The 25,187-nt window shown below is 73.6% G+C and carries 17 protein-coding genes, 1 tRNA gene and 1 riboswitch; of the genes, 10 read left to right on the forward strand and 8 right to left on the reverse strand.

The genetic code is table 11. From position 1 onward, the window contains the following. Positions 1 to 339 precede the first annotated feature (339 nt). Positions 340 to 900: a MarR family winged helix-turn-helix transcriptional regulator gene (locus tag ACZ7MX_RS39275; RefSeq protein WP_472139478.1), complete on the reverse strand. Its 561-nt coding sequence runs from the start codon at positions 898 to 900 to the stop codon at positions 340 to 342. 201 nt (positions 901 to 1,101) lie between these two features. Here ACZ7MX_RS39275 and ACZ7MX_RS39280 point away from each other — a divergent pair, with 201 nt between their 5' ends. Continuing rightward, entirely contained in the window at positions 1,102 to 2,406 is a 1,305-nt protein-coding gene (locus ACZ7MX_RS39280; protein ID WP_472139518.1) for an MFS transporter, read from the forward strand. Between the two features lie 172 nt (positions 2,407 to 2,578). On the opposite strand, the gene ACZ7MX_RS39285 is transcribed toward ACZ7MX_RS39280, so the two are convergent. Together ACZ7MX_RS39285 and ACZ7MX_RS39290 are read right to left on the reverse strand one after the other, a co-directional pair. Beyond that, complete coding sequence (locus ACZ7MX_RS39285) at positions 2,579 to 4,393, reverse strand: ATP-binding SpoIIE family protein phosphatase (RefSeq protein ID WP_472139480.1); 1,815 nt, start codon at positions 4,391 to 4,393, stop codon at positions 2,579 to 2,581. Positions 4,394 to 4,704: 311 nt separating this feature from the next. Next, positions 4,705 to 6,084, reverse strand: a complete 1,380-nt coding sequence (locus tag ACZ7MX_RS39290) for an NAD(P)/FAD-dependent oxidoreductase (RefSeq protein ID WP_472139520.1) — start codon at positions 6,082 to 6,084, stop codon at positions 4,705 to 4,707. Positions 6,085 to 6,616: 532 nt separating this feature from the next. On the opposite strand from ACZ7MX_RS39290, the gene ACZ7MX_RS39295 reads away from it, so the two are divergent. Further along, positions 6,617 to 7,435, forward strand: a complete 819-nt coding sequence (locus tag ACZ7MX_RS39295; protein ID WP_472139522.1) for a TetR/AcrR family transcriptional regulator — start codon at positions 6,617 to 6,619, stop codon at positions 7,433 to 7,435. A gap of 423 nt (positions 7,436 to 7,858) precedes the next feature. Next, positions 7,859 to 9,871 carry a sigma-70 family RNA polymerase sigma factor gene (locus ACZ7MX_RS39300; protein ID WP_472139482.1) on the forward strand — a complete coding sequence of 671 codons (2,013 nt, stop codon included), beginning with the start codon at positions 7,859 to 7,861 and terminating at the stop codon, positions 9,869 to 9,871. Between the two features lie 174 nt (positions 9,872 to 10,045). Here ACZ7MX_RS39300 and ACZ7MX_RS39305 read toward each other — a convergent pair whose 3' ends face one another. Then, complete coding sequence (locus ACZ7MX_RS39305; protein WP_472139484.1) at positions 10,046 to 12,142, reverse strand: asparagine synthase-related protein; 2,097 nt, start codon at positions 12,140 to 12,142, stop codon at positions 10,046 to 10,048. An 801-nt stretch (positions 12,143 to 12,943) separates the two neighbouring features. On the opposite strand from ACZ7MX_RS39305, the gene ACZ7MX_RS39310 reads away from it, so the two are divergent. From ACZ7MX_RS39310 to ACZ7MX_RS39335, 6 genes are all read left to right on the forward strand, one after another. Further along, complete coding sequence (locus ACZ7MX_RS39310) at positions 12,944 to 14,392, forward strand: hypothetical protein (RefSeq protein WP_030415920.1); 1,449 nt, start codon at positions 12,944 to 12,946, stop codon at positions 14,390 to 14,392. A 297-nt stretch (positions 14,393 to 14,689) separates the two neighbouring features. Continuing rightward, a complete protein-coding gene (gene lhgO / locus ACZ7MX_RS39315; protein ID WP_472139486.1) occupies positions 14,690 to 15,910 on the forward strand; it encodes an L-2-hydroxyglutarate oxidase in 1,221 nt (406 codons plus the stop codon). 187 nt (positions 15,911 to 16,097) lie between these two features. After that, a complete protein-coding gene (gene trmB / locus ACZ7MX_RS39320) occupies positions 16,098 to 16,895 on the forward strand; it encodes a tRNA (guanosine(46)-N7)-methyltransferase TrmB (protein WP_472139523.1) in 798 nt (265 codons plus the stop codon). Positions 16,896 to 16,923: 28 nt separating this feature from the next. Beyond that, complete coding sequence (locus tag ACZ7MX_RS39325) at positions 16,924 to 18,279, forward strand: PrsW family intramembrane metalloprotease (RefSeq protein ID WP_472139488.1); 1,356 nt, start codon at positions 16,924 to 16,926, stop codon at positions 18,277 to 18,279. A 230-nt stretch (positions 18,280 to 18,509) separates the two neighbouring features. Beyond that, on the forward strand, positions 18,510 to 18,992 hold the full coding sequence (locus ACZ7MX_RS39330; protein ID WP_472139490.1) for a very short patch repair endonuclease: 483 nt from the start codon (positions 18,510 to 18,512) through the stop codon (positions 18,990 to 18,992). 39 nt (positions 18,993 to 19,031) lie between these two features. Then, positions 19,032 to 19,334, forward strand: a complete 303-nt coding sequence (locus ACZ7MX_RS39335; protein ID WP_030415925.1) for a hypothetical protein — start codon at positions 19,032 to 19,034, stop codon at positions 19,332 to 19,334. 88 nt (positions 19,335 to 19,422) lie between these two features. Here ACZ7MX_RS39335 and ACZ7MX_RS39340 read toward each other — a convergent pair whose 3' ends face one another. Both ACZ7MX_RS39340 and ACZ7MX_RS39345 read right to left on the reverse strand, forming a co-directional pair. Continuing rightward, positions 19,423 to 20,382, reverse strand: coding sequence for an aldo/keto reductase (locus tag ACZ7MX_RS39340; RefSeq protein ID WP_472139492.1), 960 nt, complete (start codon positions 20,380 to 20,382; stop codon positions 19,423 to 19,425). 140 nt (positions 20,383 to 20,522) lie between these two features. After that, positions 20,523 to 21,836 (reverse strand): M23 family metallopeptidase, encoded by a 1,314-nt coding sequence (locus tag ACZ7MX_RS39345; protein WP_472139494.1) that lies wholly within the window; start codon positions 21,834 to 21,836, stop codon positions 20,523 to 20,525. A gap of 11 nt (positions 21,837 to 21,847) precedes the next feature. Then, a riboswitch (cyclic di-AMP (ydaO/yuaA leader) is annotated at positions 21,848 to 21,993 on the reverse strand. A gap of 303 nt (positions 21,994 to 22,296) precedes the next feature. Between ACZ7MX_RS39345 and ACZ7MX_RS39350 the strand changes: the two genes are divergently transcribed. Continuing rightward, positions 22,297 to 23,553 carry a DUF2332 domain-containing protein gene (locus ACZ7MX_RS39350; RefSeq protein ID WP_472139496.1) on the forward strand — a complete coding sequence of 419 codons (1,257 nt, stop codon included), beginning with the start codon at positions 22,297 to 22,299 and terminating at the stop codon, positions 23,551 to 23,553. A gap of 102 nt (positions 23,554 to 23,655) precedes the next feature. Here ACZ7MX_RS39350 and ACZ7MX_RS39355 read toward each other — a convergent pair whose 3' ends face one another. Continuing rightward, positions 23,656 to 24,798: a PP2C family protein-serine/threonine phosphatase gene (locus ACZ7MX_RS39355; RefSeq protein WP_472139498.1), complete on the reverse strand. Its 1,143-nt coding sequence runs from the start codon at positions 24,796 to 24,798 to the stop codon at positions 23,656 to 23,658. Positions 24,799 to 25,053: 255 nt separating this feature from the next. Continuing rightward, positions 25,054 to 25,129: transfer RNA gene (locus ACZ7MX_RS39360), tRNA-Lys, on the reverse strand. Positions 25,130 to 25,187: the final 58 nt, after the last annotated feature.

Raw genomic sequence — 25,187 nt, forward strand, 5'->3', positions numbered from 1 at the left:
GTTCGGCTTTCGCTTTTCGGCCTTTCCGACTCTATCAGATCTTGTTCGTTCCGTTTACCGGTCCGAATTCGTTTCCGATTCCCCGTCGGAGGGGGTTTTGCCGCGCCTTTCGGCGTGTTCACTACGTTAGCGGAATTCCTCGTCGACGCATAATCGCGCCGCGGTCCGAATTTCGGCATGCCGAAATTGTTCCCGGTGAGGGGCCGTGCAGTAGTGGTGTGCCGCGAGGCGGCGGAAGGGCTGCCGCAGAACCGTTCCGGCGCTGTGGCAACTCGGAGGACACTACAGATCCGGGTGACCGGTGTCAACCCGTTCCACCCGCGTCGGGCGGGTCGCTCGTCAGTCGAGGTCGGTGAGGCGTCCGCCGGCGTCCGGCTGGGCCTCTTCCACGCGGCGCAGCAGACGGGTGAGTACCTGGCCGAGGAGTTGACGCTCCTCGGTGGAGAGGTCCTGGAGGAGGTCCTCCTCGAAGACCGTGGCCATCCGCATCGCGGCGAGCCACTTCTCGCGGCCCTCGTGGGTCAGTTCGACGATGACGCGGACGCGGTTGTTCTCGTCGCGCTCGCGGGTGACCAGTCCTTCGTTCGCCATCCGGTCGATGCGGTGGGTCATCGCGGCCGGCGTCAGGCCGAGGCGCTTGGCGAGCTCGCCGGGGCCCATCCGGTAGGGGGCGCCGGAGAGGACGAGGGCCTTGAGGACCTCCCATTCGGCGTTGCTCATGCCGAGGGTCGAGGTCTGCCGCCCGTAGGCCACGTTCATCCGGCGGTTGAGGCGCTGGAGTGCGGAGACGACCTGCTCGACCTGGGGGTCGAGGTCCTGGAATTCGCGCTGGTAGGCCGCGATCTGTTCCTCGAGGGACGGCTCGGCAGCGTCGGCGGCCGCATCGGAGGGCTCAGGCATGCGGCGCAGTATGACATGAAAGTGATTGGCGTTGAAGTTCTTCTCCGTGTACTCTTTAGCTTCGAAGTTTAGAGTTGAAGTCTTCAGGGTGAGACCGTCCGGATGGCAACCGTCGTCCGGGTCGCGCGTCTCGCCCTGGTGTCTGTCCAGCTCCTTCGACTGTCCCTTATGTCTTTCAAGACCTGACCTAGGTAGGTGAGTGTGACCACCGCGATGGGCGCCGCGCTGCGCCGGATCCAGCTCGGGAACGCGCTGAGCGCGTTCGGTAACGGCTTCACGGTTCCGTATCTGTACGTCTATGTGGCGAAGGTGCGCGACCTTGGTGCCAGTACGGCCGGTGTCGTGCTGGCGATGCTGGCCGTGGCCGCGCTGGCCGTGCTTCCGCTGACCGGTCGGGCGATCGACCGGCGCGGCCCCCTGCCGGTGGCCATCGTCGGTACGGTCTCCGCCGCGATCGGCTCCCTGGGGCTCGGGCTGTCGTCGACCGAACCGCTGGTCATCGCCTCGGCGGCCGCGCTGGGTGCCGGTATAGCGGTGGTCCAGCCGGCCCTGGCGACGATGATCGTGTGGTGCTCGACGACGGTGACCAGGTCGCGGGCGTTCGCCACCCAGTTCTTCCTCAACAACCTGGGCCTGGGCGTCGGCGGGCTCGTCGGCGGGCTGCTCGTCGACGAGTCGCATGCGGCGAGCTTCGTGCGGCTGTTCGCCATCGAGGCCGTGATGTTCCTGGTGCTCGGCGCGGCGGTGGCCACCGTACGGCTGCCGCGGGTGCCGAAGGTCGAGGATGCGGTGCCGAGCGAGGAGCGGCCCGCGGGCGCCTGGCGGGCGCTGTTCGCCGACCGGCGGATGATGTGGGTCTGCCTGCTGGGGTTCGTGCTGTTCTTCGCCTGCTACGGGCAGTTCGAGTCGGGGCTGGCCGCGTATGCGACCGAGGTGACCCGAATACCGCCGGCCAGCCTGGGCATTGCGCTCGCGGCCAATACGGCGGCGATCGTGGCGGCGCAGTTCGTGGTGCTCAAGCTCGTCGAGCGGCGGCGGCGCAGCCGGGTGATGGCGCTGGTCGGCATGGTCTGGACGGTGGCCTGGCTGGCCGCCGGGCTGTCCGGGCTGGTGCACGGTGCGCAGGCGGTGGCGACCACGCTGCTGATCTCGACGTACGCGCTGTTCGGCATCGGTGAGTCGATGCTGTCGCCGACGGTGGCGCCGCTGGTGGCGGATCTGGCGCCGGCCTCGTTGATCGGCCAGTACAACTCGGCGTTCGCACTGGTCAAGCAGTTGGCGCTGGCGGTCGGGCCGGCGGTCGGTGCCCTGATGGTCGGTCATGGCATGTACGCCGCGTACATCGTGATGCTGGTGGTGTGTGCGTTGGGGATCACCGTGCTGTCGTTGCGGGTGGGCCGGATGCTGCGGCCCTGGCAGGACAACCCGCACCGGGCGGTGCCGGCCGCGGCGGTGCCCGCGGCGCGGGTGCCGGCCGAGGCGGAGTCGGTGGTCTGCGGGGCCTGAGGTCCGGCAGGTGTCCGTCGGCCGCGGTCCCGTGGGGGGTCCGCGGCCGGCTGTCATTTCGGGCGCCCGCTTGAGGCGGCCCGATGCGGATGCCCCTTTCAGGCGGCCCGTTCGGGCGCCCTCTGAGGACGGCCCGTTCCTGAGGACGGCCCGTTCGTCCGCGCGGCCGGATTCAGCTCCGGGGCAGGGCGAATTCGCACCAGACCGCCTTGCCGCCGCCCGGTGTCCGGCGGGAGCCCCAGGACGAGGCGATGGTGGCGACGATGGAGATGCCGCGGCCCGCCTCGTCGGCCGGTTCGGCGCGGCGGCGGCGCGGGAGGTGGTCGTCCCCGTCGGTGACCTCGACGATCAGCCGGCGGTCCGTACGGCGCAGCCGCAGCCGCATCGGGGGCGTGCCGTGCTGGAGAGAGTTGGCCACCAGCTCGCTGGCCGCCAGGACGCCGAGGTCGTGCAGCTCCGGTGAGAAGCGCCAGGAGGCGAGCACGCCGGAGGCGAAGGCGCGGGCGCGCGGGGCCGCTTCGGTGCCGCCGTGGAGTTCCAGGGCGGCGTTGTGGAAGAGCTCGGCGTCGTGGCCGCTGCGCTCGGGGTGCTGGAGGACGAGGATGGCGACGTCGTCGTCGTGGGTGGCCGTGATGCCCAGGGAGCGGAGCAGCCGGTCGCAGACGATGTCGGGCGGGCCGGCGGCGCCGGCGAAGGCGCGTTCCAGGGCCTCGACGCCGTCGTCGATGTCCTTGTCGCGGCGCTCGACCAGGCCGTCGGTGTAGAGGACTGCGCTGCTGCCGGGGCCGAGGGTGACGGACCCGGAGGTGTGCAGCCAGCCGCCGGTGCCCAGGGGCGGGCCGGTGGGCTCGGCGGCGCGGCGGACCGTGCCGTCCGGGTCGCGGACGAGGATGGGCAGATGGCCGGCCGAGGCGTAGGCCAGGCGGCCCTCGTTGGGGTCGTGGACGGCGTAGACGCAGGTGGCGATCTGGTTGGCGTCGATCTCGGCGGCCAGGCCGTCCAGGAGTTGCAGGACCTCGTGGGGCGGGAGGTCGAGGCGGGCGTAGGCGCGGACGGCGGTGCGCAGCTGGCCCATGACGGCGGCGGCGCGCACGCCGCGGCCCATGACGTCGCCGATGACCAGGGCGGTGCGGCCGGCGCCGAGGGTGATGACGTCGTACCAGTCGCCGCCGACCGCGGCGTCGGTGCCGCCGGGCTGGTACGTCGCGGCGACCCGGAGGTCGTCGGGCTGTTCGAGCTCCTGAGGGAGCAGGGAGCGCTGGAGGGTGACCGCGGCCTCGCGCTGGCGGGCCTCGCTGGCGCGCAGCCGTTCGGCGGACTCGACCTGGTCGGTGACGTCGGCGCCGAAGACGAGGACGCCCTTGTGCGGGGCGATGCAGGCGACCTCGGGGTCGGGTGCCGGGCCGCTGGCGGCGACCTCGATGGGGGTGCAGGTGAAGGTGTAGTAGCCGTCGCGGGACCGGTCGCCGCCGGACCCGCCGGGGACCTTGCGGGCCTTGACGGTACGGGGCTTGCCGCTGCGCAGGACCTGGTCCATCAGGGGGAGCAGGCCGAGCGCGTCCAGCTCGGGGAGGGCCTCGCGGGCGGTGTGGCCGGCCGGGCGGGGGCCGAAGACGGAGGCGTAGGCACCGTTGACGTAGGCGAGGCGGTGCTCGGGGCCGTAGACGACGGCGACCAGGGCGGGGATGCTGCCGAGGATGTCGTGGACGGAGAGCGCGTCGACGGTGGGCGACAGGGTCACGGGCGCGGTTTCCTGGGCGGACGCCGGATCGGGGTGCTCGGCGCGGGCGGCGGGGACGGAGCCGGTGGTGGCGGCCGTCGGGGCGGCCGGGGTGGCGTCCGCGACCGCGGTCGGGGCGGCGGGCTCCGGGGCGGCGGTGGGCGGGGTGGCCGGCGTGCCGGCGGCGGGGCGGGCGGCGCGGTCGGACCGCGCGGCGGCGCGCCGCTGTGTGCCGGGGAGTTTGGCGCTCCAGCGCGTGAAGATCACGGAGGGGTACCTCTTACTTCGCGTCGTCGCGCGGGATCGGGCCGTCGGCATGGGGGGATCTCCCGGCGGTGGGCCGGGGGAGGGTCGGCTGGGGGCGCTCTCGGCGCCCTTTTGCGGAATGCAGCAAACGTCCAGAATCCTCGTGATTGTCACTCTTTGCAGATACGAGCCCACCCATGGTCACACGTCCAGTGTGGCCGACCGGACGGACATCCGTCAGACGCCCGGCGGCCGGCGTGGAGTTCCGCACTCCGCAACCACCGGCCGGTCCGGGGCTGACGTCACGTCAAAATTTCTGTCCCTACGGCGCGTCAGCTGGCTTCGTTGTGCCGGCCGGTGCCCGCGGCGAGTTCGAACTCGGCGCGCGGGTTCTCCAGCGAGCCCAGCGAGACGATCTCGCGTTTGAACAGGCCCGCGAGGGTCCATTCGGCCAGGATCCGGGCCTTTCGATTGAAGGTGGGCACCCGTCCCAGGTGGTACGCGCGGTGCATCAGCCAGGCGGGGTAGCCGCGCAGCTTGCGCCCGTAGACGTGCGCGACGCCCTTGTGCAGGCCGAGCGAGGCCACCGAACCGACGTACTTGTGCCGGTAGTCCTGGACCGTGCCGCCGCACACCGTCGCCGCGACGTTCTCGGCGAGCACCTTGGCCTGCCGGAGGGCGTGCTGGGCGTTGGGCGCGCACAGGGGGCGGGGTTCGTCGGGCTTGGCGGGCGGTTCGGCCGTCAGGTCGGGGACCGCCGCGGCGTCACCCGCCGACCAGGCGTGCTCCACGCCGTCCACCCGGAGCGTGGCATTGCACTTGAGGCGGCCGTGGTCGGTCAGCGGCAGGTCGGTCGCGGCCAGGATGGGGTGCGGTTTGACGCCGGCGGTCCACACCAGGGTTCTGGTGGGGAAGCGGGAGCTGTCGCTGAGCTGGGCGACGCGCTTCTCGCACGAGTCCAGGCGGGTCTCCAGCCGTACGTCGATGTTGCGGCCGCGCAGCTCCCGTACGGCGTAGCGGCCCATGTCCGGGCCCACTTCGGGGAGGATCCGGCCGGTCGCCTCGACCAGGATCCACTTCATGTCCTCCGGCTTGATGTTGTGGTAGTAGCGGGCGGCGTAGCGGGCCATGTCCTCCAGTTCGGCGAGGGCCTCCACGCCGGCGTAGCCACCACCCACGAAGACGAAGGTCAGCGCGGCGTCCCGGACCGCCGGGTCGCGGGTGGAGGAGGCGATGTCGAGCTGTCCGAGGACGTGGTTGCGCAGCCCGATGGCCTCTTCGACGGTCTTGAAGCCGATGCCGAAATCAGCCAGACCCGGGACCGGCAGGGTGCGGGAGACCGAGCCGGGGGCCAGAATCAGCTCGTCGTAGACCACCTCGATGGCGCCGTCGCCGGTCTCCTCCGCCGCCAGGGTGGCGATCGTCGCCCGGCGTTCGTCGTGGTTGATGTCGGTGACCTCGCCGACCACCACGGTGCACTGCGGCAGGACGCGGCGCAGCGGGACGACCACATGGCGCGGGGAGATGGAACCGGCCGCGGCCTCGGGCAGGAACGGCTGGTACGTCATGTACGGATCGGGATCGACCACGATCACCTCGATGGAGCCCTCCCGCAACTGCTGCTTCAGTTTTCGCTGCAGGTGGAGGGCGGTGTACATCCCCACGTAGCCACCGCCGACGACGAGAATGCGGGCCACGTTGTTCGAAGACACAGCCTTCACAGGGGTTCTCCTCGCGGTGTCGACCTGGCCCGGGGCGGCGCCGAGCAGGCGGCCGGCCGGCGGCGCGACCACCCTCGGGTGCTGCGCTCCCGGGAAAGCGCAGCACTGTTCCATGACGCACCCCCGCAGCGCCTTTGTCCACAGGCCCGTCGAAATGTATGACCGGGCGCTGCCCTGGGGACGGAGCCGCACTCTCCGCGCTGCCGGGCCCAGCTGCGCTGGTCAGCGGGCGGGTGGCGGAAAGCGTACGGGGGCATAATCCGGGCGGATCAGTCCGTTGGGCCGATCGGGGGGCGCACCGTGCGGAAGGCCCCCTTCATTCTTGACCCGGGCTCAACTATGTTCGTATCTCGTTGGGGTGCACCCTTTCGTCGGTGCGTCCCGGCAGTCAGGGCGGGGAGTCTCCGGGGGGAGACGTCATTACCGGGGGATCACTATGACCATTCAGGGCTCTCAATGGCCGACAGCCGTCGCCATGGCGCACGCCACCGACGGCGGCACCGGCAACGGCAACGCCAGCGGCATGCACAGCAACAACGGCGCCATCGGTGCGAACGGCACCAACGGCAACGGGGGCGGCGGCAGCATCGGTGCCGGTTCGGGCACGGGCGCGGGCGGACGGACCACACCGCTGCGGGTGGACGCCCAGCGCAATCTGGAACACGTACTGCGCGCCGCGCGCGAGGTGTTCGGCGAGCTGGGTTACGGCGCGCCCATGGAGGACGTGGCACGGCGCGCCCGGGTCGGGGTCGGCACGGTCTACCGCCGGTTCCCGAGCAAGGACGTCCTGGTCCGCCGCATAGCCGAGGAGGAGACCTCCCGGCTGACGGACCAGGCGCGGGCGGCGCTGGGGCAGGAGGACGACCCGTGGTCGGCGCTGTCCCGCTTCCTGCGGACGTCGGTCGCCTCGGGCGCCGGACGGCTGCTGCCGCCGGGGATCCTGCGGGTGAGCGCGGAGGCCGACCGGGCGGACGCGGCGGCGGACGGCCTCGGCGAGGCCCGGGTACCGCAGCAGCGGATGGCGCCCGGTCCGGACGGCGGGCCGGCCGACCTGCGGCTGGTCGAGCGGCACGGCGGGCCCGAGGACGGCCCGGCGGCCGAACCGGCGCCCGGTCCGGCGGAGACGACGAACGGCGCGGAGGCACTGCTGGAGGTCGTCGGACGGCTTGTGGAGCGCGCCCGGGCGGCCGGTGAGCTGCGGCCCGATGTGACGGTCTCGGACGTCCTGCTGGTGATCGCCACGGGCGCGCCCGCGCTGCCCGACCCCGGTCAGCAACAGGCCGCCTCCGCACGGCTGCTGGAGATCCTGCTGGAGGGACTGCGCTCGCGCCCGGCGGGGTGATGTGGGGGGGCGGGCCGAGTGGGGTGTTCCCGGTGGTCCGGGCCCGGTGGTCCGGGCCGGGTGGTCCGGGCCCGGTGGTCCGGGCCCCCGTGGGATGCCCCGTTGGGGTGGCTTGGTGGCCTGGCGTCCCGGGAGCTGGCGGGACCGGGCCGATGGGCCACCGGTGGGCCACCGGAAGCACCGGCGGGCCACCCGTGGGCGTCTCGTGCGCGCGGTGGCCTCGCTCCGCTATGTGGCCCGTACGGGTTCCCCGTGACGTATGACCCGATTGCGTCATATGGCCCGTACGGGTGAACGCCCGTGCGGGCGGGCGGACGCCCTCCCCGGATGAGTGGTTGACGGACGAGGCCCCCAGGCGCCACCGCCCGATGTGGCACGCTTGCGCGGTATTCGGGTGTGACGGCGGCTTCGGGGGCCTCGGCGATGGGTGTTGACGGGCGGGACGAGCAACGCGACGGCGCGACCGGGCCGGGCGGGTCCGGGACGGCGCCGCCCCCTCAGGTGCCCGGGCGGACCGGGCCGTCGGGGGCCACTGCGGCGGGCGGGCCGGGCGGGCGGCATGCCCGCGCCGGCGGTCCGGCGGGCGACGGCCCCAGCGTGCCGGCGCAGCGGGACGGGGCCGGCCGGGCGACGCCGCACGGCGGACCGGGGGGCCTCCGGGACGCCGCGCGAGGACCCGCCGAAGGGGATCAACTCCCGGCTTCCGACGATCAGTTGATCGCCGGCATGCGGGCCGGCGACGACGGCGCGTACGAGGAGATGTACCGCCGGCACGCCGACGCGGTCCGGCGCTACGCCCGGCACTGCTGTCGCGACGAGCACACCGCCGAGGACCTGACCGGTGAGGTCTTCGCCCGGACGCTGCAGGCGGTGCGCGGCGGCGCGGGCCCCACCACCGCGGTCCGCGCCTATCTGCTGACGACCGTGCGCCGGGTGGCCGCCTCCTGGGCGAAGACCGCCCGGCGCGAGCAACTGGTCGAGGACTTCGCGGCGTTCGCGGTCTCCGCGGCCGGCGCGGCGCTGGACGACGGCACCCTGGACCTGGGTGCGGACGTGCGCGCCATGCACGAGGCCGAGCAGTCGATGGCCGTGCAGGCGTTCCGCAGCCTGCCCGAGCGCTATCAGACCGTGCTGTGGCACACCACGGTCGAGGACGAGTCGCCGAGCGAGGTCGCCCCGCTGCTGGGGCTGACCGCGAACGCCACCGCCGTATTGGCGCACCGCGCCCGCGAGGGCCTCAAGCAGGCGTATCTGCAGGCCCACGTCAGCCAGTCGCTGACCGCCGGCGGCGACTGCGCCCGGTACGCCGACCGGCTCGGCGCGTACGCCCGCGGCGGGCTGCGGATGCGGGCCGAACGGGGCCTGCGCGAGCACCTGGACGGCTGCGCCCGGTGCCGTACCGCGGCGCTGGAGGTCGAGCACGTCAACGAGCGGATCGGTGCGGTGCTGCCGGTGGCGGTCATCGGCTGGTTCGCCGCCGGGTACGCGGTGAAGACGGCCGCCGCGGCGGCCGGGGTCGCGGGGGCGGCCGGGGCCGGTGCGGCCGCCGCGGCAACGGGCGGTTCCGGTACGGCAGGTGGCGCGGGCGGAGCGAGTGGCGGGAGTGGCGCCGTCGCGGGTGAGGGGCTCGGCGCGCCGGTCAAGGTCGGCATCGGGGTCGGAGTGGTGGTGGCCGGGGTGACGCTCGCGCTCGCGCTGGCCGGGGGCGGCCCCGCGCCGGCGCCGCACCCGCGGGCCGCACCGCACCGGCCGGCCCCCGCCGCACCGCGTCATCCGTCGCCCGCCCCGGCGAAGCCGCTGCCGCCGGCGGCCGGCGCCGCACCGCGCCCCACGCCGTCCACGCCACCCGCGTCACACCCGTCGGCCCACCGCCCGGCACCGTCCCGCCCGGCGCCCGCCCCGACGCCCGCCACCCGCACGCCCGCACCGACTCCCCCTCCGAAGCCCGGCCACGAGCCGCCCCGGCCGCGCCCGAAGCCGCCGGAACCGACGGAGCCGGCCCCGACCTCGTACCGGGTCGCCGCGCTCGACCGCGACTTCATGGGTGACGGCACCGCACCGGAGGTGCGCACCCTGGGGAGCGGCTGGCTGTGGCAGCGCCGGTCGCCGGAGATCGCCGGGACGACCTACCCGGACGGCGTGACCATGCACGCCGGGTCGTCCGTCCTCATCGACCTCAACCGGTCGTGCACCTCCTACGACGCGCTGGTGGGCGTCGACGATCTCAGCTGGGGGATGGGCGCCCTGCGCTTCTCCGTGTACGCGGACGGGGAGCGGCTCTGGCGGTCCGCGGTGGTCCGCGGCAATCGGCCGGCCGTCCCGGTCCACGTCCCCCTGACCGGCCACCGGACGCTGCGCCTCGTCGTCGACCCGGCGACGCCCCTGGACGCGGTGGCTCTGGCCGACTGGGCACAGGCCCGCATCAGCTGCCGCTGAGCCCGCCGGTGGCGCGAGCGACGCGAACGGACCGACCTCCAGGCGTACGCCCACGGCGCGCAGTGCGTGCGTCCCGCCGTCGTACGCGCGGCCCAGCCGGGCACACGGGCCGCGCGCCCGGTAGCTCTGGCCCGACCAGGGCAAAGGCCAGAAGCGGGGCCCGCGGACGCGCCTTCAGGACAACCGGGCGCGCGGAACCACGCCGCCCGCGACCGCCTTCTGGCGCGGCGCCTCGGCCCCCGTCCAGCAGCTCCCGCGGCGGGCGACCAGGCGGCGCAACCACAGTTCCGTGGCGACGAGTTCCGCCAGGCCGTCCAACGGGAGCGCGGCGCCTTCGGCCGCCGCGCGGAGGGCGGTGCGGACCACCCGCGCCTCGATCAGGCCGGCATCGGCCAGCAGGGGCGCGTCGAAGAGCTGCACCAGATCGCCGACCGCACCGCGCAGCCCGGCGCGTACCGCCGCGGCGTGGGTGACGTGCGAGGTGGCGCCCCAGCCGGGCGGCAGGTCCCGTACGCCCGCGCCGGCCAGTACGGAACGCAGTACGGCGGCCCGCGCCCCCGGCTGCACCCGGAGCGTGTCCGGGAGCGCGCGGCAGGCGAGCACCACCTGGTTGTCGAGGAAGGGCGCGTGCAGCCGCTGGCTGCGGACCTCCGCGGCCTGCTCGAAGACCCGGTGGTCGGCGGCCTGCCGGGCCAGCGCCGCGCGGGCCCGCCGCTCGCCGGGGCGCCCGACCGTGGCCGTACGGGACGCCGCCTCGCTGAGGCGAACCGATACTTCGGCCAGCGCCTCGCCGGTGAGCCAGCGCGCCGCGGGTCCGGGACGGCACCAGGTCAGCGCGGCCAGCGAGGCGTCCACCGCCCCGCCGGTCACCGGCTCGTCGGCGAACTGCCGCTCCAACAGGCGCCGCGCGGCCTCCGTGATGCCCTCCGGGTACGGCGTACGGGCGAGCCGCCGCGCCGCCCGGTAGACGGTGAACGGCACCAGGACGGACTGGGCGGACGTGCCGTCGGCCTTCGCGAGCGCGGTGACCGGCCGCAGGAGGTGGCGCCGGCGGCGGTCCATGAGGAGGTCGGCGAGCCGGGCGGGATGGGCGTCGAGGACCTGCCGGGCGCCGTGCCCGACGAAGTGGTCCGCGCTGCCGGCCAGCAGCCGGCGCCGGTGGCGGCCCGCCACCGTCAGGGACGGCCCGGGCTCGTCCGTCAGCGGGCCGTTTTCGAGGTCGGCATACGGGAGGGCCTCCTCCCCGGCGGCGACGACGACGTGGTGCAGCCGCGGGTTGTCGGCGATGCTGCGGGCCCGCTCCAGTTCGGCCTCGTGGTGGGCCCGTGCGCCATTGGTGGCGCGGTCGTTGAAGGTGACGGCCAGCAGGCGTTCGCCGTGGCCGTTGAGGCGTCCTGGACGGCCGGGCAGACCGGCGGCCAGAAGGGCGAGAGTTCCGGAGGCGCTGCCTCCGGAGAGGTCGGCGCCGACGCCGGGGGCCGGCGCGCCGCGTGCCGCCCGCCGCTCGGCGGGCCCCATACCGGGCACCGGGCCGGGATCGAGGCCGTCGAGCCCGTCCGGGTCGGGGGCGTGCCGGGGGACCGCCAGCCGGGCGCGGACGGCCTCGACGAGCGCGTCCCGGACCCCGTCCACGGCCTGTTCCGGCGGGATGGGGGGCGCGGCGACGGCGAGCGAGGCGGTCGGCTCGTAGGAGGTGATCTCGCTGGCGCCGCCGCGCAGCACGAGGGCGTGGCCGGGCGGGATCCGGCGGACGCCCTCGTACGGAGTGCCGGCGCCGAGCGCCTCGGGGGCGTCGGGGCAGGCCAGCAGCGCGGCGAGGTGGCCGATGTCGAGGCTGGCCTCGATCAGGTCGGCGAGCGGCAGCGCGGCGGTGGCGTAGGCGGTGCCGCCCGCCCACGGGGTGTGGAAGACGGGGCGGGCGCCGGCCAGGTCACCGGTGACGGTGATCCGCCGTCCTACCTGGACGACCGCGGTGTAGCTGCCGGACCAGGCGGTGAGGTGCCGCAGTGCGCCCCCGCGCGCCGCGTACAGGCCGACCCGCAGCTGGTCGTCCGTGGCCCCGCAGATGCCGAAGACGGCGAGCCGGGTCTCGGGGTCGGCCTGGACGACGCGGACCTCGTCCGGCCGCCAGTCGCCGACCGCCCACAGGGGGTCCGGGTCGCCCCAGAGGATCTGCGCGCCCACGGGGAGGACCGTGCGGCTGCCGACGCCCTCCGGGTCCGCGGCGGACGGCCTCGTGGCGGCACTGCTCCACCCCACCAACCAGCGCATGCCGCCTCCACCCGAATTCCCCGCCCGCCGGGGCCAACGGCCGCCCCGTACCGCGGATTGCCAAGCTGTCGCCGAGCCGTAGTGACGGCCGTGCCGCCCGTAGTGGCGACCATGCTGCCATGACAACGGCGCGGCGGAGACGTCGCGGCGGGACGTATACGGGCAGTTCACGGCGGACGGCGGGCGGCGGGCGCGTACGGTGGGCGGCACACCCGCGGCGCGGCCTTACGCGACACGTCGGCAAACCAGGCAACTGGCCACCTTGCCGAGGCATTTGGTCCACCGATGCGCCAACTCGCCCCCGGTAGGCCCCCCGTGTGGCCCCCGAGGCGCCCGCGCGGCGCTCCTCGACGCGCCGCGGCGCGAAATCATCACCCGTCGATTTTCGGCCAAAGTCCGTACGGCACAGCGCAGTTGACAACTACGGACCTCATGTCAACCGGTGGCGCGATCCTACGGCGGACGGCCTGCGCGACGGTCCGGGAGGCGGGCTACGCCCCCCGGACCGGACCGTCACCCGCGGGGAATGAGGTGACGGTGTCCCCCAGCCCACTGGATCCAGTGCAGCGGGCCGACCCACGCACCAGTCATGGAAGCGCTCCCGAGGTGGGGCGACCAGCGCGCACGGGCGGGCGCACGGGCACACGTACCCGGAGCACATGCCAACTCCCGCACCCCTGTCTGAACATGAATCTCGCCATCCGGGACACCGGCCCTTAACGGTCGGGATCCGGCGAACTACTCTGGGTGGACGCATGCCCCGGGGTAGCGGGGCGGCCGTCGCTGTGTCGAGGGGTGCGCATGTCCAGGGATATACGCGGGCCGAACGAGAAGCTCGGCACCGTTCTCGCCCTCGCGGGTATCAGCAACGCCGGACTGGCCCGCAGGGTCAACGACCTCGGCGCGCAACGCGGGCTGACGCTTCGCTACGACAAGACGTCGGTGGCGCGATGGGTCTCGAAGGGCATGGTGCCGCAGGGCGCCGCGCCCCATCTGATCGCGTCCGCGATCGGCAGCAAACTGGGCCGGCCGGTGCCGCTGCACGAGATCGGGCTGGCCGACGCCGACCCCGCGCCCGAGGTCGGCCTGGCCTTCCCGCGCGATGTCGGCGCCGCGGTGCGCTCGGCGACCGAGCTCTACCGTCTCGATCTGGCCGGGCGGCGGGCCGGCGGTGGCGGCATCTGGCAGAGCCTGGCCGGATCCTTCGCGGTGAGCGCGTACGCCACCCCGGCCTCGCGCTGGCTGATATCGCCGGCCGACAGCTCGGTGGCCCGGGAGGCGGCCGAGGCGCGCGACAAGGACGCCGCGGCAGCCGGCGACGCCGGGATCCCGCAGCACGTGGGCCACAGCGACGTCAGCAAGCTGCGCGAGGCGGCGGAGGACGCGCGCCGCTGGGACTCCAAGTACGGCGGCGGGGACTGGCGTTCGTCCATGGTGCCGGAGTGCCTCCGGGTGGACGCGGCGCCGTTGCTGCTCGCCTCGTACAGCGACGAGGTGGGCCGGGCGCTCTTCGGGGCGACCTCGGAGCTCACCCGGCTCGCGGGGTGGATGGCCTTCGACACCGGCCAGCAGGAGGCCGCGCAGCGCTACTACATCCAGGCGCTGCGGCTCGCCCGGGCGGCCGCCGACGTCCCCCTCGGTGGGTACGTCCTCGCCTCGATGTCCCTCCAGGCGACGTACCGCGGCTTCGCCGACGAGGGCGTCGACCTCGCCCAGGCGGCCCTGGAGCGCAACCGCGGCCTGGCCACCGCCCGCACCATGAGCTTCTTCCGCCTGGTGGAGGCGCGGGCACAGGCCAAGGCCGGTGAGGCGCGCGCCTGTGAGGTGGCGCTGAAGGCGTCCGAGGGCTGGCTGGAGCGGTCCCGGAGCGGCGACCCCGACCCGTCGTGGCTGGACTTCTACTCGTACGAGCGGTTCGCCGCCGACGCGGCCGAGTGCTACCGCGACCTGCGGCTGCCCCGCCAGGTGCGCCGCTTCACCGAGCAGGCGCTGTCCCGGCCGACCGAGGAGTTCGTCCGCTCGCACGGGCTGCGGCTGGTGGTGTCCGCGGTGGCCGAACTGGAGTCCGGCAATCTGGACGCGGCCTGCGCGGCGGGCGCCCGCGCGGTCGAGGTGGCGGGCCGGATCTCCTCGGCCCGCACGACGGAGTACGTCCGCGACCTGCTGCACCGCCTCGAACCGTACGGCGACGAGCCGCGCGTGGTGGAGCTGCGGGAACGAGCGAGACCTTTGCTGGCGGCGCCGGCGTAGGGGGGCGAGGGGAGGGAGGCGGGTCGGTGGATCGGGCTACGGGCCGGCGGGTCGGCGGGTCGACGGGTCGCCCAGCAGTTCCTGGCGGCCGCCGAGGGAGCTTGCTGATCGAGCTCGCTGATCCAGCTTCCTGGTCCGCTTCCTGGTCCCGTTCCTGATCGAGCGTGCCGAGGGAAATGCCGACGGGATTGTCAGTGCCGGCCGTCATGATGGGATACGTCGTCGGGATGGCGCGCGGGCCCGCGGTGACGGTCGGGCCTGCGGTCATGCGGTTGGGCATGCGGTAGGGGAGGTGCAGTGTCGTCGTACGACTGCGACGTGCTGGTGATCGGTGCCGGCATCATCGGGCTCTCAACGGCGTATGCGATCACGCGCGCCGCGCCGGGCACGCGCGTCGTGGTGCTGGAGAAGGAGCAGGGCCCGGCCCGCCATCAGACCGGACGCAACAGCGGAGTGATCCACAGCGGCATCTACTACCCGCCCGGCTCGCTCAAGGCCCGCTTCGCGCTCCAGGGCTCCGCGGAAATGGTGAAATTCTGCACCGAACACGACATTCCGCATGAGGTCACCGGCAAGCTGATCGTCGCCACCGACCGCAGCGAGCTGCCCCGGCTGCACAGCCTCATCCAGCGCGGCCGCGAGCACGGCCTGCCGGTCCGCGAGCTGGGCCCGGCCCAGATAGCGGAGTACGAACCCGAGGTCCGCGGCCTGGCCGCCATCCATGTCGGCACGACCGGCATCTGCGACTTCGGCGCGGTCGCCCGCCGGTTCGGCGCGCTCGCCACGGACGCCGGCGCCCGGATCGTCTACGGCGCCGAGGTCGCGGTGATCGGCCGCCGCCGCGGCCGGGTGGCGGTCCGCACGGCCGACGGCACGGTCCACCGCGCCCGCGCCCTGGTCAACTGCGCCGGTCTGCACTGCGACCGGATCGCCCGGCTGGCCGGCGATGCCCCCGGGATGCGGATCGTCCCCTTCCGCGGTGAGTACTTCACCCTCGCCCCGGAGCGCGCCGCCCTCGTCCGCGGCCTGGTCTACCCGGTCCCCGACCCGGCCTTCCCGTTCCTGGGCGTCCACCTCACCCGCGGCATCGACGGCGCCGTCCACATCGGCCCGAACGCCGTCCCCGCCCTGGCCCGCGAGGGTTACGACTGGCGCACGGTCCGCCCCGGCGAGCTGGCCGGCACCCTCGCCTACCCCGGCTCCTGGCGGATCGCCCGCCGCCACTGGCGCTACGGCGCCGGCGAGCTGCACCGCTCCCTCTCCCGCCGTGCCTTCGCCGACGCGGTCCGCCGCCTCCTCCCCGCCGCCCGCGAGGAGGACCTCCTCCCGTCCCCGGCCGGCGTCCGCGCCCAGGCCGTCCTTCCCGACGGCACCCTCGTCGACGACTTCCTCTTCTCCGAATCCCCCGGCATGATCCACGTCCTCAACGCCCCCTCCCCCGCCGCCACCGCCTCCCTCCCCATCGGCCGCGAGGTGGCCCGCAGGGCACTGGGGGTGCTCGAGGCGGCCCGGAGCTAGGGCCTGCCCGATGGGTCAGGGTCGGACCGGCCATGACCCATGGGGGAGGCCCTAGGGGTGTCTCCTCCATCAGGCCGGGGAGACGTCCCCTGGCTCCGGCGATCCGGGGCCCGCACTCCACCCCCGTAGAATCGAACCCACTGTGTCCCAGAACCGCACCCCCTCCCCCGCCCCCGTGACCAACGCCGTGGCAGCAGACGCTGTGGAAGCCGTGGCCGTGGCTGACGGTCGGCGTGCCGCGCCGGCGCCGCGTCGTGGCGAGCCGATGTTCCCCGACGGCACCGGGCCCGCGGCCGACCCCGCGGGGTCGCACCACGAGCGGCGGATCCGGTCGTTCCAGCCCCGCCGCAGCCGGGTCTCGCCCTCGCAGGCCGATGCGCTGCGTCGGCTGTGGCCGACGTGGGGCCTGGACATCGACGGGCTGTCGCGGCTGGACCTCGACGCGTTCTTCGGTGGCCTCCCGGTCGTGCTGGAGATCGGTTTCGGGATGGGCGAGGCCACGGCGCAGATGGCCGCCGCCGACCCGGCCACCGGCATCCTCGCCTGTGACGTGCACACCCCCGGCCAGGGCAATCTGCTCGGTCTCGCGGATCGGAACGGGCTGTCCAACATCCGGGTGGCCAACGGCGACGCGATCATCCTGCTGCGCGAAATGCTGGCGCCGGGCTCCCTCGCCGGGCTGCGCGTCTACTTCCCCGACCCGTGGCCCAAGAAGCGCCACCACAAGCGGCGCCTGATCCAGCCGGAATTCGTCGCCCTGGCGACGACTCGGCTCGCACCCGGCGCGCTGGTGCACTGCGCGACCGACTGGGAGCCGTACGCCGAGCAGATGCTTGAGGTGCTCTCCGCCGAGCCGACGCTGGAGAACCTCCACCCCGGCTTCGCGCCGCGTCCCGACTTCCGGCCCCTCACCAAGTTCGAGGGTCAGGCCCTGGACAAGGGGCACACCGTCCACGACCTGCTGTTCCGCCGCCGCGGCGCGTAGGGCGTCCGCCGCTCGTTACGGTCGAGGGGTGCACCGGCCCGTTCACCCACCGCCGCGGCCGCGCCGGAGAGCCCTCTGGCGCGGCACGATCCGCCGTACGTCCCGCGACACGACCTGCCAGCCGATCCACGGCACGACCGGCGACACGAACAGGACCCGTCGTACGACCCTCCGCGCCACCGCGCTGATATCCCTGCTCGCGCTCTCCGGCGTGATCATCGTGGGGATGGTCCGCCGGGAGACCGGTACCGAGGGCCTGCTCGTCGGGCTGGGGCTTGCCGTCTTCCCGGTGCCGCTGCTGGTCGCGGCGTTCCGCTGGCTCGACCGCATCGAGCCGGAGCCCCGGCGGAACCTCGCGTTCGCCTTCTCCTGGGGGGCGTGCGCCGCGGCCCTGGTGGCGCTGCTCACCAACGGCTTCGCCACCGACTGGATCGCCGCCAACATCGCGTCCGCCTCACCCTCCGAGGCCGAGACCTGGGGCGCGACGGCGATCGCCCCGGTCGTCGAGGAGACGGTGAAGGCCGCCGCCGTACTGCTCCTCTACCGCTTCCGCCGGCGCGACTTCGACGGCATCACGGACGGCATCGTCATCGCCGGCATCACCGCCACCGGCTTCGCCTTCACCGAGAACATCGTCTATCTGGGCAACGCCTTCGGCGAGGACCAGTCCATGGGTCACACCGGCCTGGACTCGCTCACCGTGGGCACCTTCTTCGTCCGCATCATCATCTCCCCCTTCGCCCACCCCCTCTTCACCATCCTCACCGGCCTCGCCTTCGGCATAGCCGCCACCCGCTACCCCCGCCGCCGCGCCGCCCGTATCGCGCTCGCCGCCCTCGGCCTGCTCACCGCCGTCCTCCTGCACGCCATCTGGAACGCCGCCTCCTCCCTCGGCGACGTCGGCTTCCTCCTCGTCTACGGGCTCTTCATGGTCCCCGTCTTCCTCGCCCTGACGTCCCTGGCCGTCTGGGCCCGCAAACAGGAGCTCCTCTCCCTCCCCGGCTACCTCGCGCCCTACATCACGGCCGGCTGGCTCACCCCGGCCGAACCGGACGCCCTCGCCTCCCTCAAGACCCGCGCCCTGGCCCGCGACATCGCCCGCCGCACCCAGGGCCCCGCCGCCGCCCGCGCCGTCACCGCCTACACCACCGCCGCCACCGCCCTCTCCTTCCACCGCCGCCGCGCCCACCTCAGAGGCCCGGACCCGGACTTCACCACTCGCGAGCAGTACCTGCTGCAACGGGTCAGGCAGTACCAGAGGTGGGGGCGGCCGGCGTTGATGAACGCCTGGCACAGCGTGGGACGGAATTGCCTCGTCGCGAACGAGGCCCGGTCGGCGGCCGCCCGCCGGTGCACGGGCGACTCCGCACACCCTCGGACGTAGCGCTTCGAGCTCCGGCCCGCCGATCCTGGTGCCGCCCGATTCGATCGGGCCGCGCCCTGTCGCCTGTCGTCGGCCCGCCGGCCGGTGCTGAGCAACGGCAATCGTGGACCGGCTCACCGGCTCCCCGGCACACCCGGCAGCTGCCGAGATCCGCCGCGGCCCGCTCCGGCGGCCCCGGAGCGATGAGCCTCGGCTTCTTCTCCTGACCGCTGGTGAGCCATTCTGGGACTATGACACGCCCACCCGTCTCTCCGTCCTCGGTCGGTGTCTCAGCGCGCATGAGCCGTCAGGGCAGACGGGATACCGAACCGGAGCGTGCAGTCCGGCGGCTGCTGTACGCCGCCGGACTGCGCTACCGGCTGCAACGCCGCGTACCCGGTATGGCCCGTCGCACCATCGACATCGCTTTCCCCGGCCCGCGCATTGCGGTGTTCCTCGACGGCTGTTTCTGGCACGGCTGCCCCGAACACGCAACCAGTCCCAAGGCCAATGCCGAGTGGTGGCGCGCGAAGCTCGACGGCAACGTCGCCCGTGACGCAGAAACCAACGCGCATCTCGAAGCGGCGGGATGGACAGTGCTGCGTTTCTGGGAGCACGAGAGTCCCGAGACGGTGGCCGAGTACGTGGCCCGAGCCGTGCGAGAGGCCGGCGCAGGTCGTAAGTCACGGCCACCTGAGCCTCCGGACGGCCAGAACGTACGGGGCCGGACGTAAGGTAAAGGGCAATTGACCCGCGAAACGGAGGAGTTGGGCATGGCCGGCGTTCCGAGCAGTGTGGTGGCGGCGAGTGGGTTGCTCGGGGGTTATGGGGTGGCTCGGTGGACGAAGAAGCGGCCGTTGGGAGGTGTGGCGTTGGCTGCGGCGGGGGCGGTGGCGGCTCGGGAGTGGCAGCGGAAGGCCGGAGGTAAGACGGCGGCGGCGTTGAGCGGGGCCTATGTGGCGGCGTTTGTGGGGTCGCATCCGTTGGCCAAGAAGATCGGGGCCTGGCCTTCGGTGTTCGCCGTGGCGGGTGGGGTGGCGCTGGCGTCCTGGGCGGTGGTGGACCGGCGGGGGTAGGGCGCCCGGCAGCATTGCGGCGCGTGTGGAAGTGGAGCGGGGCCCTGGGGCCCCGCTCCTTCCCTTTGGGGTGGGGCCGCGACTTGGATTACGCCGATGCCTCGTTCAGCAGGGTGAGTTCGGGGGCGGTGAGGGTCAGGTCGGTGACGGCCAGGAGGGGGGCGAGCTGGGCGGTCGTGCGGGCGCTGGCGATCGGGGCGGCGACCGTCGGCTGGGCGGCGAGCCAGGCCAGCGCGACGGTGGCGGGCTCGGCACCGTGGGCGGCGGCGACCGTGTCGAGGGCCTCCAGGACGCGGGGGCCGCGGTCGGTGGCGAGGTACTGCGCGGCCTTCCCGGACCGGGCGCTGTCGACCGCCGCACCCGGCCGGTACTTGCCGGTCAGGAAGCCGGAGGCCAGCGCGTAGTACGGGACCGCGCACACGCCGTTGCGGGCGGCCACGTCGGCGAGTTCGCCCTCGTACGTGTCGCGGGAGACCAGGTTGTAGTGCGGCTGCAGGGCCACGTAACGGGCCACGCCCTCGCGGTCGGAGAAGGCGAGGGACTCCTCCAGGCGCTGCGCGGAGATGTTGGAGGCGCCGATCTCGCGGACCTTGCCGGCCCGGACGAGGTCGTCCAGAGCGGTCAGGAACTCGCCGACCTCGACCGACTCGTCGTCGTAGTGGGTGTAGTAGAGGTCGATGTAATCCGTGCGGAGACGGGTGAGGGACTCCTCGACCGCGGACTTGATGGTGGCGGTGGACAGACCCTTGTAGTCGGGGTGCGCGCCGACCTTGGTGGCGATGACGATGTCGTCCCGATTGCCGCGCGAGGCCAGCCAGTTCCCGAGGACCGTCTCGGATTCGCCGCCCTTGTTGCCCGGCACCCACGCCGAGTACACATCGGCGGTGTCGATGAAGTTGCCGCCGCCCGCCACGTACGCGTCCAGTACGGCGAACGACTCGGCCTCGTCGGCGGTCCAGCCGAATACGTTGCCCCCGAGGGAGAAGGGGGAGACGGACAGCGAGCCCAGGGCCCTGGGGGTAGGGGAGTTGTTGCTTGTCGCGCTCATGGTGGGAGCAACGTTGCGGGGCGGGTGGTTATTCCTGCTCACAGGAGTCATTCCGGTTCCTCGGATGTTCCCGTTTCCTCGGACGGCGGCCACCCTCGCACCGTGGCCGCCGACCTCGCCCCGCCCCGCCCGTCAGGTGCTCAGACGTTGACGCCGTGGTCGCGCAGCCAGGGCATCGGGTCTATCGGGTCGCCGGCGCCGGGGCGTACCTCCAGGTGGAGGTGGGGGCCGGTGACGTTGCCCGTGGCGCCGACCCGGCCGATGACGTCGCCGGTGCTGACCTTGCCCGAGGTCTTGACCATCGAGGACAGGTGGCAGAACCAGAGCTCGGTGCCGTCGTCGAGGGTCAGGACGATGCGGTAGCCGTACGAACCGGCCCAGCCGGCCTGGGTGATGGTGCCGGAGTGCACCGCCTTGACGGGCGTGCCGGTCGGGGCGGCGAAGTCCTGGCCGGTGTGGTCCGCGACCCAGCGGTCACCGGCCTGCCCGAAGCCCGCGGTGAGGGTGTACGAGGAGACCGGGGTGATGAAGCTCTGCGCCAGTTTGGCGAGGCGTTCGGCCTCGGCCTTACGGCGGGCCTCCTCCTCGGCCTTGCGCTTGGCCTCGGCCGCTGCCTCCTTCTTGGCGGCCGCGGCCTTCTCGGCGGCCTTCAGGTCCCCGGCGGCGTCCGTAGTGGCCTGCTTGATCGCGGCCTGCTCGGCGGCCTCGCGGGCCTCCTGCTCGGCGGCGCCCTGCTGGGCGTCGGCCTGCTGGAGGATACGGCTGCGCAGCGCCTCACCGGCGTTCGCACCGGAGCCCGAGCCCGTACCCGCGTCAGAGCCGGAGTCGGAGCCGGAGCCCGAGCCCGTGCCCGACGGCGAGCCCGGTCCGGCGTTCCCGGTGAGCGGGTCGGCGGGGGTGGCGGCGGAGGCGGAAGCGGTGTGCGCGCCGCCGTCGGATATGAGGTCGCCGACGCCGGGCAGGGAGGCGGCGTCCGGGAGGTGGTCGGAGACGGCGTCGGCCACTCCGCCGAGGTCGGGCATCGAGATCGGCACCGGCGGCCGGCCCTCGGCCGTGGCCATCCCGCCCGCGCCGACCGCGGCGATGACACCGACGCCCAGGACCGTCCCCCCGCGGGCGAGGCCACCGCCGCGCTGCTTGGCCACCCGGTGCTTGCCGCGGACCGGGCGGACGGACTCCTCGGTGGGGTTCCATTCCTCCCACGGGCCGTCGGCGTCACCGTTCGCCTCGCCGGCCGTCGCGAAGCGGGTGCCGGTGACGCCGGCCATGTCGGTGGTGACAGCGGTGTCGGTGGCGACAGGGGTGTCAGAGACGAAAGCAGTCTCCGTCACGAAAGTGGGGTCGCCGGGATGCGCGAAGGCGTGCGGGGCGCCTGGCGCGTACGGGGCGCCCGGGCCCCGGTCGTCGAAGTCGTAGGCGGACGGAGCCTCGGGGACAGGCCTGTTGGACGCCACGGGGGCGCACTCCTTTCCTTCCTTCTCGCCTACCGGGTTAGCTGACGGGTTCGGAGCAGGAAGGTCTCCTACGGGCACCCTCTGACGAAGGCGTCCGATTCACCCCAAGGTGGTGGTTCCCCGGTTCCCTTGGTGCAGTTCGAGGTGCTGGAGGTGCGTGAAAAGCGCGTGCGGGATTCGGCGTCGGCGCACGGTGCCGCCTCTTGCGGCGGCTGGGACGACCGCGCTGCGTTATCGGACAGTAATAGAGATCGCGACCGTTTTCCAAGCCTTCCCGGGAATCCATATGCCTCGCGCACCGGCTGTGGCGTGGTGTTTTCCGGTCACCATGGCCATAAATCGGGCGAGTTGACCGCACCACCCCGTGCCACGCCTAAACGATCTCTCGATGATTGTGCGTCAGTTGTTATGCGGAGGGGTGCCTGACCATTACGGAACGTGAAGACAGTAACGTCGGATCATGGTCGTCAACGCCGAGCGCCCTGGACACTCCCTGCACCCCGGACACTCCGAGCGCCCCGGACACTCCGAAAGTCCCGGACACTCCGAGAGCCCCGGCCCCGCCGAACGCCTCCGCAACGCCGGTCACCACCGCCACGGCCGTCCCGGCCACGGCGGCGTCACGACCGGAAGCGCGCAGGACGTGGCGCGGCGGTACCAGGAGTTCTCCTGGGGCGAGGCGCGCGGGCGGTCCGACGCCCACGAGGAGTTGAGCGCCCGGATCGGCCAGGACCAGGAGTTGTGCGAGCTGCTGGCGGGTTCGCTGCCGGCCGGCAACAAGCAGCAGCCCCAGCTCCTGCTCGCCGCCGTACGCCATCTCGACGGCCCGCACGCGGAGCAGGGCCCGCGCGGCGCCGCGGCGTACGGGCGCTGGCGCGAATGGACGATCCGGCACTGGGACCAGGTGCGGGACGTCATCATGCGCCGCGGCACCCAGACCAACGAACCGGCCCGCTGCGCCACGCTGCTGCCGCTGCTCGCCCGGCTGCCCCAGCCGCTGGCCCTCCTGGAGGTCGGCACCTCGGCCGGGCTGTGCCTGCACCCGGACCGCTATCGGTACGCGTATGGACACGGGTACGGGGAGGCGGGCGATCCGGCAGCCCACGCCCCGCTCGTCGAAGTAGGCCCGGCCGACAGCCCCGTCGTCTTCCACTGCCAGGTGCAGGCGCCGGTGCCGGGGCCGGTGGCGGCGGGGCCCGGGCCGCACGTCCCCACCCGCCTGCCCGAGGTCGTCTGGCGGGCCGGGATCGACCTGGCACCGCTCGACCCGGTCGCCGAGCCGGACGACCTGCGCTGGCTGCGGTCGCTCGTATGGCCCGGCGACGAGGCGCGGGCGGCCCGACTGTCCGCGGCCGTCGACGCGGTGCGGACGGTGCCGCGGCCGCGGATCGTCCGCGGGGACCTGATCGACGAACTGCCCGCGCTGGCGGCCGAGGCGCCGGCCGGGGCGACCCTGGTCGTGTTCCACACCGCCGTGCTGAGCTACCTGCCGTATGCCCGGCGCGAGGAGTTCGCCCGGCTCGTACGGTCGGTCCTCGACGGGCGGGACGGCGGCGGCCACTGGATCTCCCAGGAGCACCACTCCGTACTGCCGTGGCTGCCCCTGCCCCCGCACCACACCCCACGCCCGGACGACCCGCTGCAACTGACGCTCGCCCTGGACGGGCACCCGGTCGCGCTCACCGGCCCGCACGGACAGAGCTTCCGCCCGCTGTAGTGGGCCGGGGCCCGTGGCATGCCCCTGGGTCCGTGGCAGAAGCCTGCCAGGGACCTGCCAGGGAACCGGGCAGGAACCTTCCGGGAACCTGACGTCGAGCCCTCACTCCCCCATCGGCCGCTGCAGCGCCAGCAGGGCCATGTCGTCCGCCGGGGCTCCGCCCGTGTGCCGGGCGACGTCCTCGATGAGGGCGTCCAGGAGGCTGCCGGGGCCCGGGAAGTGCCGGCCGCGGAGCTTGTCCGCCGGGTCGTAGAAGCGGCCGCGCGGGTCGCGGGCCTCGGTCACGCCGTCGGTGAAGAAGACGAGCAGCGAACCGGCCGGGAAGAACGACTCGTCGGAACGGTCCGGCCAGCTCGCCACCTCGCTCATCCCCAGCGGCAGCGCAGGCACGGCGGGCAGCAGCTCGCACAGCCCGCCGTCCGGGCCCAGCAACAGGGGCGCCGGATGACCGCGATTGAGGACCCGCAGCACGGGCCGCCCGTCGGCGGGGACCTCGGCCAGGACCGCGGTGGCGAACCCCTCGTACCGGTCGAGCCCCGTGCGCCACCCGCCCTCCCGTTGCAGTGCCCGCTCCAGCCGGCCGGCCACCGCCTCCAGGGTGGCCTCCTGCTCCGCCGCCTCCCGGAAGGCCCCGATGACGACCACGGCGGCCTCCACCGCCGCCAGCCCCTTGCCGCGGACGTCGCCGACGATCAGCCGTACGCCGTGCGGGGTGTCCTGCACGGCGTAGAAATCGCCGCCGATCCGGGCGTCCGCCCGTGCGCCCACGTACCGGGCGGCGACCGCGAGCCCGCCGAGCCGCTGGGGCGGCGCCGGGAGGACGGCCCGCTGCGCGGCCTCCGAGACGTCCCGTACGGACGCCAGATGGGCGTCGGACATCCGGACGACGCGGTTGATGGCGAGCGCCAGCAGGGCGACCACGAAGACGGTCGCGATCTCGGTCACCGACTCGTGGGTGTTCTGGGCGGCGCTGCGGTACGTCACCACCAGGGCCTCGCCCGCCATGGCGGCCAGTGCCGTGAGGGCGGTGGCGGGCAGCGAGAAGAGCGGCGCCGCCACCAGCGGGGCGGCGGAGAAGAAGGGCGCGGCGGTGTAGCTGGGCGGCGTCGCCATGTCGAACGCGAGGCCGCCGACGATGAGGACGGCGGGGAGCCAGCACGCCAGGCTCCGGCCCAGCGGGGACATCCGGGCCCGGCGCGCCCGGCGCTCCCCGTCGCCCGTGGAGGGCCCGTCGCCCTGCGGCATCCGCACCGGTCTCCCCGCTCCGCCCGTCCGCCGTACGGGCACCGTCGTGCCGATCGCGTGTCGACATACCTCGACGTCCCAAGGCTGTCCGCTCCGGGGAGGCACGGCGATTCCACGGGGGCCGGACGGGTCAGCGCCGGATCACCGGACAGCACCGGAGGCCCACCGGCCGGACCACTGACGAGCCTCATCACGAGGAGAAGAGAAAGAAGGCAAGGGAAAAGGGGAGGGAACCAGCCCCTCCCCTTCCCCTTCTGGTGGGCCATCAGGGGCTCGAACCCTGAACCAATGGATTAAAAGTCCACTGCTCTGCCAATTGAGCTAATGGCCCGCACCGAGCAGCATAGCCCGAGGTCGTGCCGCAGCCCGAAGGCATTACCGAACGGCCA

The organism is Streptomyces sp. NPDC107765, assembly GCF_055657085.1.